The following is a 13127-nucleotide window of genomic DNA, read 5'->3' as shown; positions in this document are numbered from 1 at the left end:
GACGGGAAACGGGTGAGGCCGCGTGGAACGCCGCATTTTCGGACTTGAGAACGAGTACGGCGTCACCTGCACGTTCCGGGGACAGCGCAGGCTGTCGCCGGACGAGGTGGCGCGCTACCTGTTCCGCCGCGTCGTGTCGTGGGGGCGCAGCAGCAACGTCTTTCTGCGCAACGGTGCCCGCCTCTACCTGGACGTGGGCAGCCACCCCGAGTACGCCACCCCCGAGTGCGACGACCTGGCCGACCTGGTCGCCCACGACAAGGCCGGCGAGCGGATCCTGGAGGGGCTGCAGGTCGACGCCGAGCAGCGCCTGCACGAGGAGGGCATCGCCGGCGAGATCTACCTGTTCAAGAACAACACCGACTCGGCCGGCAACTCCTACGGCTGCCACGAGAACTACCTGGTGGGGCGGCACGGCGAGTTCGGCCGGCTGGCCGACGTGCTCATCCCGTTCCTGGTGACCCGGCAGATCATCTGCGGGGCGGGCAAGGTGCTGCAGACCCCGCGCGGCGCGCTGTACTGCGTCAGCCAGCGGGCCGAGCACATATGGGAGGGCGTCTCCTCGGCCACCACCCGGTCGCGGCCCATCATCAACACCCGGGACGAGCCGCACGCCGACGCCGAGCGCTTCCGCCGCCTGCACGTGATCGTCGGCGACTCCAACATGAGCGAGGTGACCACCCTGCTCAAGCTGGCCTCGACCGACCTGGTGCTGCGGATGATCGAGACCGGGGTGGTGATGCGCGACTACACCCTGGAGAACCCCATCCGCGCCATCCGCGAGGTCAGCCACGACATGACCGGGCGGCGCAAGGTGCGCCTGGCCAACGGCAGGGAGGCCAGCGCGCTGGAGATCCAGCGCGAGTACCTGGACAAGGTGCAGGCCTACGTCGACCGCAACGGCACCGACGCCACCGGCAAGCGCGTGCTGGAGCTGTGGGCGCGCACCCTGGAGGCGGTCGAGACGCAGAACCTGTCGCTGGTCGAGCGGGAGATCGACTGGGTCGCCAAGTACAAGCTGCTGGAGCGCTACCGCTCCAAGCACGGGCTGTCGCTGTCCTCGCCGCGCATCGCCCAGCTCGACCTGACCTACCACGACATCCACCGCGACCGCGGCCTGTTCTACATGCTCCAGCGCAAGGGCCAGATGGACCGGGTCATCACCGACCTGAGCTCCTTCGAGGCCAAGTCGGTGCCGCCGCAGACCACGCGCGCGCGGCTGCGCGGGGAGTTCATCCGCAAGGCGCAGGAGAAGCGGCGCGACTTCACCGTCGACTGGGTGCACCTGAAGCTGAACGACCAGGCGCAGCGCACCGTGCTGTGCAAGGACCCCTTCAAGGCGGTCGACGAGCGCGTGGAGAAGCTCATCGCCGGGATGTGACCGGCGGCGCCCCGCCGCCGGCCGCGGCCTGCGCGACCTGCTGCGGGACCGCCCGGCGGGGCGCCGATGGATCGGTCGGGAACAGGGCCGAAAACCCCGTCACCGCGGGGCCCTTAACGCGTTCTTACCCGGATACGGAAGGATCGCCTTTCCGATAGTGTGTCGGGGACCCGAGCCGATTTTGAGGTTGTGCCCTATGCGACGACGTGCCGCCGCCCTCGCGGTACCGTTCTCTGCCGTGCTGCTGGCGGTGTCCGCCTGCGGCACGATTCCCGAGGACTGGAAGACTCCGGCCTTCCTTCGCACCGGTGACGATGTGGACAGCCGGCTGCCGACGGTCAGCGGCGACCGCGGGGAGGAGCCGAAGGTCGACTTCCCCGACATCGCGCCCCCCGGTGAGCAGATCTCCGGCGTGGTCCGGCCCGGGGAGGAGCAGGGCGAGATCGTCCGCGCCGACGACCTGCTGCTCGTCGACATCGTCGACTACCAGTGGACGGACAAGGGCAAGACGGAGAAGACCAACTCCACCTACGAGACCGAGACCCCCTTCCTGCTGTCCATGGAGCAGTTGGGGGAGGAGTTCAACCAGGACCTGGTCAACCAGAACGTCGGCGCGCAGGTGGTGTTCGTCTTCCCCGCGCCCGACCCCGAGCAGGCCCAGGCCCAGGGGGCGGACCCCGACGACATCCCCGAGGGCGACTCGGTCTCGGTGCTGGAGGTGCGCGACCGCTTCGGCAAGGGCGACACCGTCCCGGGCGAGCAGACCACCGACGGCGGCGAGGGGCTGCCCACCGCCACCGACAACGGGGCCGCCGAGCCGGACATCTCCATCCCCGACGGCGACCCGCCGAAGGACCTGGAGACGACCGTGCTGGTCGAGGGCGACGGCCCCGAGGTCGAGGACGAGCAGGAGATCGTCGCCCAGTACACCGGCGTGCGCTGGGAGGACGGGGAGGTCTTCGACTCCACCTGGAGCAAGGGCGGCGCGCCCTTCACCTTCCCGCTGGGCCAGGGCCAGGTCATCGAGGGCTGGGACGAGGGCCTCAAGGGGCAGAAGGTCGGCAGCCGGGTCATGCTCGTCGTCCCGGAGGACCAGGCCTACGGCAAGGAGGCCGAGGACAACGGCCAGCCGGCCGGGACCCTGGTGTTCGTCATCGACATCCTGGGCGCCGTCGACCCGCCGCCCCCGGCGGAGGAGGAGTCCGGCTCCGAGGAGGGGGACGGCGGCGACACGTCCTCCGACGAGGGCTCCGATGACTCCGGGGGCTCCGAGGACGAGGAGAAGTAGGGCCCGGTCCGCCGGCGACGGACGGGGTCCTGCGCCGCGGGGCGGCCGTACGGCCGCCCCGCGGCGCAGGACCCCGGTCAGCGGGGGGCGGCGGACGGCCCGGAGGCCAGCCGGGCCGCGTGGCGCCCGGCGGCGGCCGAGGCCAGGAAGCAGGCCGTGTCCTCGTCGAGCGACCGCCCCATCGTGGACAGGCGCAGCGGCAGCTCCCGCAGCGCCTCCTCCAAGCCGTCCAGGTCCACCTCGACCAGGCGGTGGCGCTCGCCCAGCGGGGCGGCCTCGGCGGCCACCCGCGCGCCGAACGCGCCCTCCAGCGCCGGGACCGGCACGTCCGCCCGCCCCGCGGCGACCCTGCCGTAGGCCGTCAGGCTGTGGTGCGACACCCCCCGGTGGCGCTCGCGGGGGTCGGCCTCGCTCACCCGCAGCGCCGCGACGGGCCGCCCCTCCAGCACCGAGGCCGCGTTGACCGCCTCGCCCGCGGCCACCCCCGAGAAGCCCCACGGCGTGCCCGTGCCCAGGTTCCCGGGCCCCTGCGCCACCACCGCCAGATCGGCCCCGAGCACGTGCCGGGCGGCCAGCAGCCCGCTGTGCACCGTCACCGCCTCCAGATCGCCCCCGAAGGCCTGCCCGGTGGTCACCGAGGCGGCGAGCAGCCCCGCCTCCCTCAGGCCCGCCACGGTGCGGGAGAAGGCCGCGGGCAGGGCTCCGCCGTCGAGCATCACGTACACCGCGCGCAGCCCCGGCCGCTCACGGTGCGCACCGGCCAGCACCGCGGGCAGGGCCGAGTGCAGGTCGGCGGTCACCACCGGCATGCCCTCCACGCTCCGGGCGTCCCGCAGCAGCTCGTGGCTGGGGGAGTCCTGGCCGTCGACGCCCAGCACCGCCGTCTGCACCGGGGTGTAACGGGCCTTGACCAGGTGCCCCGGCAGGGGGGAGTCCGGCGGCGCCCGGTCCGGCAGGGCCACCACCATGGCGTAGCCGCCGGTGCCCAGGCCCAGGTCCAGCGCGGTGGTGTTGAGCAGGACCCGGTCGCCCTCCTCAGGGCGGCCCACCAGGTCGGTATAGGCGAGCGCGCGGCAGACCGGCGCCGCCCCGGCCCCGGTGGCCAGGCGGACCTCCAGCTCGACCGCACCCGGCCACGAACGGCCGGTCCCCAGCACCCGTCCTTCACGCCATCGGATCACGGAAAGCACGGTACCTTCGGGGCTGAAGGCCGCCTCGGCGGCGCGCGGCGAAGCGGGGAGGAACGGATCCGCCGATGTCCAGGAAGAAGACGGAACGCCAGCTCAACCTGGTGATCTGCCTGCTGTCGACCCGGCGGTACCTCACGGCCCGGGAGATCCGCGCGACCGTGGCGGGCTATGAGGAGGCCGAGAGCGACGGCGCGTTCAAGCGCATGTTCGAGCGCGACAAGAAGGAGCTGCGCCAGAGCGGCATCCCCGTCGAGACCGGCGGCGGGGACATGTGGAGCGACGAGGAGGGCTACCGCATCTCGCGGGCGGCCTACACCCTGCCCGAGATCGCGCTCCTGCCCGACGAGGCCGCCGTGCTCGGCCTGGCCGCCCGGGCCTGGCGGCACGCCGCGCTGGGCGACGCCGCGGCCGGGGCGATGATGAAGCTGCGCGCCGCCGGGGTGCCCACCGACTCCGACGCCGCCCCCGACCTGACCCCCGTGCTGGCCACCGACGAGCCCTCCTTCCTGCCCATGTGGCAGGCGGTGCGGGACCGGCGGCCGGTGGAGTTCGACTACCGCAAGCCCGGCGCGCACGCCCCCGAGCGGCGGGTGCTGGAGCCGTGGGGCGTGGTGAACGTGCGCGGGCGCTGGTACGTGGCCGGGCACGACCGCGACCGCGGCGAGCGCCGGGTGTTCCGCCTGGGGCGCGTGGCGGGCGAGGTGCGGGTGCTCGGATCGGGCCCGCCGGTGCGGGTCCCCGAGGGGGTGGACGTGCGCTCGGTGGTGCGGGCCCACCGCCCCGAGCCCGAGTACACCGCCCGCCTGCTGGTCGCCGAGGGGGCCGGGCACGAGCTGCGCCGCGCCGCCCGGCGCATCGTCGCCGGCGCGCACACCGGCGCCGGGCAGCGCGGGCGCCCCGGCCGGCGCTGGGACCGGCTGGAGCTGCCCTACGCCGACCTGCCCGCCCTGGTGGGGGCGGTGGCCCGGTTCGGCGAGCGGGTCGTGGTCGAGGAGCCCGCCGAGGCGCGCGCCGCCGTCGCGGACCACCTGCGGGCCGTGGCCGACCGGGCCCCCGACGGCGGGGACGGCGGCGCCGTCCCGGAGCCGGACGGCGCGGGGGAGCGGCGGGTGAGCGCCTCGGCGGAGCAGCTGCGCCGGCTGCTGATGCTGGTGCCCTACGCGCTCAGCCACGACGTGCGGGTGCCGGAGGTGGCCGCGCACTTCGGCCTCTCCGAGCGCCAGGTGGTCAAGGACCTGGCGCTGCTGTGGATGTGCGGCCTGCCCGGCTACACCCCCGGCGACCTGATCGAGGTGGACCTGGACGCCGCCGAGGAGACCGGCGAGATCATCATCGGCAACGCCGACGCGCTGGCCGCCCCGCTGCGCCTGACCGCCGACGAGGCGGCCAGCCTCATCGTCGGGCTGGAGCTGCTGGCCGAACTGCCGGGGGCGGCCGGCGGGGACGCCCTGAAGCGGGTGGGCGAGAAGCTGCGCGCGGCGGCGGGCGCGGCGGCCGAGGAGTTCGCCGACTCGGTGGCGGTCCGGGTGGACCTGGACGAGGACGAGCGGGAGAAGCAGCGCCGCTGCGGGGAGGCGCTGCGCGCCGGCCAGCGGCTGCACCTGCGCTACCTGTCCGGCTACGAGGACGAGGTCACCGAGCGGGACGTGGACCCGATGGGCCTGGTCGTGCAGGACGGGCACGCCTTCCTGGAGGGCTGGTGCCGGCTGCGCGGGGGCGTGCGGCTGTTCCGGATGGACCGGGTGCTGGACCTGACGGTGCTGCCCGAGGCGGCCCAGGTGCCGGACTCGGCCCGCAGGCGCGACCTGAGCGCCGGGGTGCTGCAGCTGTCCGAGGACGACGCGCGGGTGACGCTGGAGCTGGAGCCCGAGGCCCGCTGGGTCGCCGAGGAGTACGTGTGCAGCCGCGTGGAGGAGCTGGGCGGCGGCCGCCTGCGGGCGACGCTGCGCACGCCGGCGCCGCGCTGGGTGCGCCGCCTGGCGCTGCGGCTGGGGCCGCAGGCCCGTGTGGTGGCCCCCGCCGACCTGGCGGAGAAGGTCCGCGAGGACGCGGGCCGGGCGCTGGAGGGCTACCGCGGGGGCTGAGCGCGTCCGCCGGCGCGGACGGCACGGCCCACGGGGCCCCCGGTGTGGGTGTCCCGAGGGCCCCGCGCTCCCACGGGCGCCCGCCGCAGGGGCGGGCGCCGCACGGGGGCGGCCCGCTGCCGCCCCCGTGGTCCTAGACGAAGTTCACGTCACTGCACAGGTAGTACGACTGGTCCATGTGCGAGGCCTGCCAGATGGTGAAGACGACGTGGTGCCCGCTGCGCCCGGGCGCGCTGACGTCGATCAGGGTGTCCTCGGCGGGCGGCCGGGCGCCGGTCTGGCGCACCAGCTCCAGGTCGTCCCACGTCAGGGGCTGGGCGGTGGGGTCGAAGCCCGCCCGGGTGACGTAGACGAGGAAGTGGTCGGCGCCGTGCTGGGCCTGGTCGTACAGGTGCAGCGTGAAGTCGGAGCCGACGTCGGTGGTCTTCCACGGGCCGACGGCGTCCATCGAGCTGTAGCGGCCGTTCTGGGTCTCGCCGCCGCTGCACAGGTGCCCGTCGGGGACGGCCTCCTGGTAGTCGCCGCCCACGCCGTCGCGGTACAGGCCCTTCCAGTTCCACATGGCGTTGGGGTCGTCCTGCCATGCCTGCCAGCACATGGGGTCTTCCTGCTCCATGTCCGGGTTGATGTGGTCGTCCCCCCAGCGCTCCCAGCATCCGTAGTTGCGGGAGGCCGGGTCGACGATCGAGCCGTGGGCGTTGGCCGGGGCGGTCCACGGGATCAGGGCCAGGGGTGCGGCCGCGAGCAGGGTGAGGGTGCGCAGGAGGGGTCGGGAGGTGGTCGGGGGATGTCCAGGGTTCATTGCGCCATCTCCGTGATCCGGCTGTGGGGTCCGGGTTGGGAGCGCTCCCACATTCTTCGTTACCCAGCGCGACCGCAGTGAAACGTACGGTCGGCCATCGGATCGGGGAGGGCGGGCCGCCTGCGGCGCGGAGGCGTCCGCCCGGGATATCAGAAGGCTTGCGCGATGCCCTCTTAAGGGGAAGAGCGTGGGGGAATCTACGCCATCAAGGACGGGGGCGATCACCCGCTCTTGAGAGAGGCGCCCTCGGCTCCCTGGGCGCCGCCTCACGGGACGGCCCGGATCGTGATCCATTCGTCCGGTCCGTGACACTTCTGGGCCGGGCGGGTTTCATGTTCGACCGAGTATGGTGGTGGGCGTGCTCGCGATCGTCGGCCTCGCCGCTGTGACCCTCGTCGGCCTGCTGCTCGTGGCGGTGCTGACCGCCCGCATGCTGGCCGCGCTCCACCGCCTGCGCGCGCAGGCGGCCCGGACCCGGGGCGAGCTGGAGCCGCACTACCGCGCCTACCGTGCGCGGACCCGCGGCGCCCGCCAGGTGGTCGAAAGCGACCCCGGGTGAGGCGCCGGCGGGGTGCGCGTACGATCAAAGGTGCAGGTAGCGCCTGGGAAAGAGGTTGAAGTCATGGGTATGGACTTTCGGACAGTACTGATCCTGCTGCTGATCGCACTCCTGCTGTTCGGCGCCACCAAGCTGCCCACGCTCGCGCGTTCGCTCGGCCGCAGCGCCCGCATCCTCAAGAGCGAGGCCAAGGGCCTGGTCGACGAGGAGAACGGCGAGCGCAAGGACGGCCAGGACGGGCAGGAGGCCCCCGCCTCCGACCAGCAGGCCCGCCCCGGGCAGGGCGCCTCCGCCCAGCAGGACCGGCAGGCCTACCCGGAGCTGCCCGCCGGCCAGCAGATCGTGAACGAGAAGGGCGAGCCGGTCCGCCGCTACGAGGACTGACCGGAGCACGGGGCGGGCGGACCGCCCGGCGACAGGGACGGACAGGAGCGCGGGCCGCGGGCGGCCCGCTTCGAGGAGCGTTTGCGGGCGATGCAGTACCGGCGACAGCGGCGTAGACCCCCGAGGGACCCCGAAGGGCGCATGCCGCTGATGGACCACCTGCGCGAACTGCGCAGCAGAGTCGTGAAGGCGGCGCTGTTCATCGCCGTGGGCGTGGTCGTCGGCTTCGTCGTCTTCGACCCCGTGTGGGAGGCCCTCCAGGCGCCCTACTGCCGGCTGCCGGCCGAGGTCCGGGACGGCGGCGACGGCTGCGAACTCATCTTCACGGGCATCTTCGACCCCTTCTTCCTCAAGTTCAAGGTCGCAGTCGTCGTCGGCCTGCTCATCACCACCCCCTTCTGGCTGTACCAGCTGTGGGCCTTCATCGCGCCCGCGCTGCGGGGCAGGGAGAAGCGCTACACCTACTTCTTCGTGGCCGCCGCCGTGCCGCTGTTCCTGGCCGGGTCCGGGCTGGCCTACTACATCACCGGCCTGGCGCTGGAGGTGCTGTTCGGCTTCGCCACCGAGGACATGGTGGCGATGATCACGATCACCAACTACCTGAACTACATGATCCTGATGATCCTGGTGTTCGGGTTCGCGTTCGTGGCGCCGCTGATCGTGATCCTGCTGAACCTGCTCGGGGTGGTCTCCCACGCCGGGCTCGCCCGGTGGCGCCGCCTGATCATCTTCGCGATCTTCGTCGTCTCGGCCATGGTCACCCCGGCCGAGCCGATCTCCATGCTGGCGCTGGCGGTCCCGCTGATCGTGCTCTTCGAGGTCGCCGAACTGTTCTGCCTGGTCCACGACCGCCGCAGGGGCGGCGGGGAGCTCGGCGAACTCGACGACGACGAGATCTCGCCGCTGGATGACGACGAGCCCGCCGCCGACGCGGACCGGAAGCGCTAGGGTCGCCCCGAAGACCGTCCCCGGCACCGCCCCGGACCGGGCCCGGGGCCGTGCACACCCCTGAGAGGACCCGCCCCATGAGTGAAGAGAGCAAGCGCGAGCTGCCGCCCGAGGCCATGGGCAATGAGAAGTGGCACGACACCACCGACGCGGTCTGGTACCGCTCGTCGCTGTCGCGCGAGGACTCCGAGGCGATCGTGGAGGTCGCCAAGTTCGACGACGGCTTCCGGGCCGTGCGCGACGGCAAGAACCCCGAGAAGGGCATCCTGTTCTTCACCCCGCAGGAGTGGGAGGCGTTCGTGCTCGGCGCCAAGGACGGCGAGTTCGACATCCCGGAGGAGTACCTGACCGAGGAGGAGCGGCGCATCCAGCGCGGCGAGGTCGAGGTGCACGCGGTGCCGTCGCCGCTGAACAGGAAGCGCCCCGAGGAGAGCGCCGGCTCCTGAGGCCGGGCCGGAGCCGGGGCGCCCCCACGGGCTACCGGTCGGTATCCTCACTGCACCCGGGAATCCCCCTCGGGCGCCCCCTGGATCCGGCCTGACAGGAAGCCCCCCATGTCGCCCAGCATCGCCGTCCTGGTCAACCCCTCCTCCCGCCGCGGCCGGGCCGCCGTCGCCGCCCGCCGCCTGCTGGCCGAACTGCGCTCCGCCGGCGCGCACACCACCGTGCTCGTCGGCCGCTCGGCCGCCGACAGCGCGCGCCTGGCCCGCGAGGCGGCCGAGAAGCGCCCCGACGCGCTGGTCGCGGTCGGCGGCGACGGGCTGGTCAACACCGCCGTGCAGGGGGTCGCGGGCACGGACGTGCCGCTGGGCGTGCTGCCCGCGGGCACCGGGAACGACATCGCCCGCGAGTTCGGCTTCGGCCCCTCGCCGGCCGATGCGGCGCGCCGGGCGCTGCACGGCCGTGCGGTGCGGGTGGACGCGGTGTCCTGCGCCGGGGGCGAGCGCGGCCCCGGCTTCCACTACCTGAGCGTGCTGGCGTGCGGCTTCGACGCCCGGGTCAACGAGCGGGTGAACGGCTTCGCCGTCTCCCTGGGGCCGGCCAGCTACCTGGCGGGGATCGCCGCCGAGCTGCGCTCGTTCCGCCCGGTGCCCTTCCGGCTGGAGGTCGACGGCCGCGTGGTGGAGGCCGAGGGGATGCTGGCGGCGGTGGGCAACACCCGCAGCTACGGGGGCGGGGTCCGGGTGTGCCCGGGCGCCCGCCCCGACGACGGGCTCCTGGAGGCGGTGTTCGTGCACGCGGTCGCCGTCGGCGACTTCCTGCGGTTCTTCCCCCGGGCGCTCGGCGGGACCCACGTGGACCTGGACGAGGTCGAGGTGCTCACCGGGCGCCGCGTGGCGGTGGAGGCCGAGCCGGGCCCCGACGGCCGCCCGGTCGCCGGGTACGCCGACGGCGAGCGGGTGGGCACCGTGCCGCTGGTGTGCGAGGCGGTGCCGGGGGCCGTGCACCTGCTGCGGTGAGCGCCGGAGGGGGCGGCGCGCCGCTGCGCCCCCGCCGGACGTGCCCTTCGTCGCCGGTCGTGTCGGGAACGCCATAGGCTGGGGACGATGAGTACGCACGCCGAGCGGTACGCCGCGTTCCGCCGCCGACAGGCCCAGACCAGTCCCGCGGTCGAGGAATTCCAAGGGCTCTACGGATTCGAGTTCGATCCCTTCCAGGTGCGGGCGTGCCGGGCGCTCGAACAGGGCCACGGCGTGCTGGTCGCCGCCCCCACCGGCTCGGGCAAGACCATCGTCGGCGAGTTCGCCGTGCACACGGCGCTGCGCGACGGGGGCAAGTGCTTCTACACCACGCCCATCAAGGCGCTGTCCAACCAGAAGTACAACGACCTGGTGGCCCGCTACGGGGCCGACCGGGTCGGGCTGCTCACCGGGGACAACAGCGTCAACGGCGAGGCGCCGATCGTGGTCATGACCACCGAGGTGCTGCGCAACATGCTCTACGCGGGCTCGCACACCCTGTCCGGGCTGGCGTTCGTGGTCATGGACGAGGTGCACTACCTCGCCGACCGCTTCCGGGGCGCGGTGTGGGAGGAGGTGATCATCCACCTCCCCGAGTCGGTGCGGATCGTGGCGCTGTCGGCCACGGTGAGCAACGCCGAGGAGTTCGGCGAGTGGCTGCAGCAGGTGCGCGGCGACACCACGGTCATCGTGGACGAGAAGCGCCCGGTGCCGCTGTGGCAGCACGTGATGGTGGGCCGCAGGCTGCACGACCTGTTCGTGCCGCTGGAGGAGGCCGGAGCCGAGGAGGGCGACGGCGAGGACGGCTCGTCGGGCCGCCGGCGCTCCCGCAAGCGGGAGCGGGGCCGGCGCGGCGGCGACGAGGACGCGCCGGTGCACGTGGAGGTCAACGGCGAGAAGATGCGGATCAACCCGCGGCTGATCCGCTTCGCGCTGGAGGACGAGCGCGTCACCCAGCTCGCGCACCGGCGGCGGCACCCGCAGACGCGGTCCCGCAGCGCACCGCGTCCGCGCGCCAAGCACGCCCCGCCGAGCCGGGTGCAGATCATCGACGAGCTGGACCGCGACGGCCTGCTCCCGGCGATCACCTTCATCTTCAGCCGGGCCGGGTGCGACGCGGCGGTGCGCGAGTGCGCGGCGTCGGGGCTGGTGCTGACCACCGAGGAGGAGGCGGCCCGGATCCGCGAGTACGCGGAGCGGCAGTGCGCCGACATCCCCGCGGCCGACCTGGCGGTGCTGGGCTACCACGACTGGCTGCGGGCCCTGGAGTGCGGGCTGGCCGCGCACCACGCCGGGATGCTGCCCACCTTCAAGGAGGTGGTCGAGGCCCTGTTCTCCCAGGGCCTGATCCGGGCGGTGTTCGCCACCGAGACGCTGGCGCTGGGCATCAACATGCCCGCCCGCACGGTGGTCATGGAGAAGCTGGACAAGTGGAACGGCGAGACGCACGCCCCGCTGACGCCGGGGCAGTACACCCAGCTGACCGGGCGCGCGGGCCGGCGCGGCATCGACGTCGAGGGCCACGCGGTGGTGGTCTGGCAGGCCGGCACCGACCCCGAGGCGGTGGCGGGACTGGCCAGCACCCGCACCTACCCGCTGGACTCCAGCTTCCAGCCCTCCTACAACATGGCGGTCAACCTGGTGGGCCAGGTGGGCCGGGACCGCAGCCGCAACATGCTGGAGGCCTCCTTCGCCCAGTTCCAGGCCGACCGGGCGGTGGTGGGCCTGGTCAAGCGGCTGCGCAAGCAGGAGGAGGCGCTGGCCGGGTACGCCGAGGCGGCCACCTGCCACCTGGGCGACTTCATGGAGTACGCGCGGCTGCGGCGCCGGTTGAGCGACATCGAGGCCGAGGGGTCGCGCAAGCGCACCGCGCGCCGGCGCGACGAGGCGATGGAGGCGCTGGAGCGGCTGCGCCCGGGCGACGTGATCCGCGTTCCGGCGGGCCGCAGCCGCGGCTTCGCGGTGGTGCTCGACCCGGGGCTGCGCGGGGACGTTCCGGCGCCGCTGGTGCTGACCGCTGACAAGCAGGTGCGGCGGGTCAACGCGGCCGACTTCCCGGTGCCGGTGGAGGCGGCGGGGCGGGTGCGGATCCCCAAGTCGTTCTCCACGCGCTCGCCCAAGTCCCGGGCCGACCTGGCGTCGACGCTGCGCAACAAGCTCGACGACGGGTCCATCGACACCCGGGCGGCGCAGCCGCTGCGCGGCTCCAAGGAGGAGGACCCGGAGATCGCGGAGGTGCGCGCCGAGATGCGGCGGCACCCCTGCCACGGCTGTGCCGACCGGGAGGACCACGCGCGCTGGGCCGAGCGGTACTTCCGCCTGCAGAAGGAGACCGACGGGCTGCGGCGCCGGGTGGAGGGGCGCTCGCACGTCATCGCGCGCACCTTCGACCGGGTGTGCGGGGTGCTGCAGACCCTGGGCTACCTCGACCCCGGGGCCGGGGACGAGGTCACCCCCGACGGCCGGGTGCTGGCCCGGCTGTACTCGGAGCTGGACCTGCTGGTGGCCGAGTGCCTGCGCCGGGGGGTGTGGGACGGAATGGACCCGCAGGAGCTGGCGACGTGCGTGGCGTCGCTGGTGTACGAGTCGCGGCGCAACGACGACCCGTTCCCGCGCGTGCCGGAGGGCCCGGTGGGCGAGGCCCTGGAGGAGATGGAGCGCCTCTGGGCCGACCTGCACGAGGTCGAGCGGGAGCACCGGGTGTCGTTCCTGCGCCGCCCGGACATGGGCTTCGTGTGGGTGGCGCACCGCTGGGCGCGCGGCGACCGGCTCGACCGCATCCTGGGCGAGGCGGACATGCCGGCGGGCGACTTCGTGCGCACGGCGAAGCAGCTCATCGACCTGCTCGGCCAGATCGCGGGGGCGGCCCCGGAGGAGAGCGGCGTGCGCCGCACCGCCCGCAGGGCGGTCGACCTGGTCAAGCGCGGCGTGGTCGCCTACTCCTCGGTGGGCTGAGGCCCGCCCGGACCAGGGGAGCCGCTTCGGGACGGAAGGCCCGCGTGGCGCCCGGGACGGTGTGGCACCGGGAAGC

At 73.7% G+C, this 13127-nt stretch carries 11 protein-coding genes; 9 read left to right on the top strand and 2 right to left on the bottom strand.

Translation table 11 applies throughout. The features are described from left to right. Positions 1-22 precede the first annotated feature (22 nt). On the top strand, positions 23-1381 hold the full coding sequence (gene pafA, locus C892_RS0125050) for a Pup--protein ligase (RefSeq protein WP_017539130.1): 1359 nt from the start codon (positions 23-25) through the stop codon (positions 1379-1381). A gap of 196 nt (positions 1382-1577) precedes the next feature. Continuing rightward, complete coding sequence (locus C892_RS0125045) at positions 1578-2669, top strand: FKBP-type peptidyl-prolyl cis-trans isomerase (protein WP_026124624.1); 1092 nt, start codon at positions 1578-1580, stop codon at positions 2667-2669. Positions 2670-2746: 77 nt separating this feature from the next. Here C892_RS0125045 and C892_RS0125040 read toward each other — a convergent pair whose 3' ends face one another. Then, positions 2747-3850: a DUF3866 family protein gene (locus C892_RS0125040; RefSeq protein ID WP_026124623.1), complete on the bottom strand. Its 1104-nt coding sequence runs from the start codon at positions 3848-3850 to the stop codon at positions 2747-2749. 74 nt (positions 3851-3924) lie between these two features. On the opposite strand from C892_RS0125040, the gene C892_RS0125035 reads away from it, so the two are divergent. Continuing rightward, positions 3925-5943, top strand: coding sequence for a helix-turn-helix transcriptional regulator (locus C892_RS0125035; protein ID WP_017559451.1), 2019 nt, complete (start codon positions 3925-3927; stop codon positions 5941-5943). A 133-nt stretch (positions 5944-6076) separates the two neighbouring features. Here the strand turns inward: C892_RS0125035 and C892_RS0125030 are convergent, their stop codons facing one another. Further along, the gene (locus C892_RS0125030; protein ID WP_017559450.1) at positions 6077-6745 is read right to left on the bottom strand and encodes a lytic polysaccharide monooxygenase auxiliary activity family 9 protein; all 669 of its coding nucleotides are present in this window, start codon (positions 6743-6745) and stop codon (positions 6077-6079) included. A 358-nt stretch (positions 6746-7103) separates the two neighbouring features. On the opposite strand from C892_RS0125030, the gene C892_RS0125025 reads away from it, so the two are divergent. From C892_RS0125025 to C892_RS0125000, 6 genes are all read left to right on the top strand, one after another. Continuing rightward, positions 7104-7304, top strand: coding sequence for a hypothetical protein (locus tag C892_RS0125025; RefSeq protein WP_239647525.1), 201 nt, complete (start codon positions 7104-7106; stop codon positions 7302-7304). Positions 7305-7373: 69 nt separating this feature from the next. Beyond that, positions 7374-7688, top strand: coding sequence for a twin-arginine translocase TatA/TatE family subunit (locus C892_RS0125020; RefSeq protein ID WP_017539124.1), 315 nt, complete (start codon positions 7374-7376; stop codon positions 7686-7688). Positions 7689-7829: 141 nt separating this feature from the next. After that, complete coding sequence (gene tatC, locus C892_RS0125015) at positions 7830-8636, top strand: twin-arginine translocase subunit TatC (RefSeq protein ID WP_017559448.1); 807 nt, start codon at positions 7830-7832, stop codon at positions 8634-8636. 77 nt (positions 8637-8713) lie between these two features. Beyond that, on the top strand, positions 8714-9082 hold the full coding sequence (locus tag C892_RS0125010; RefSeq protein ID WP_017539122.1) for a DUF397 domain-containing protein: 369 nt from the start codon (positions 8714-8716) through the stop codon (positions 9080-9082). Between the two features lie 108 nt (positions 9083-9190). Further along, on the top strand, positions 9191-10096 hold the full coding sequence (locus C892_RS0125005) for a diacylglycerol/lipid kinase family protein (protein WP_017559447.1): 906 nt from the start codon (positions 9191-9193) through the stop codon (positions 10094-10096). An 87-nt stretch (positions 10097-10183) separates the two neighbouring features. After that, a complete protein-coding gene (locus C892_RS0125000; protein WP_017559446.1) occupies positions 10184-13051 on the top strand; it encodes a DEAD/DEAH box helicase in 2868 nt (955 codons plus the stop codon). Positions 13052-13127: the final 76 nt, after the last annotated feature.

It is taken from the genome of Nocardiopsis baichengensis YIM 90130 (assembly GCF_000341205.1).
Lineage (GTDB): Bacteria > Actinomycetota > Actinomycetes > Streptosporangiales > Streptosporangiaceae > Nocardiopsis_A > Nocardiopsis_A halophila.
This window is presented reverse-complemented; position numbering and strand designations above follow the sequence as displayed.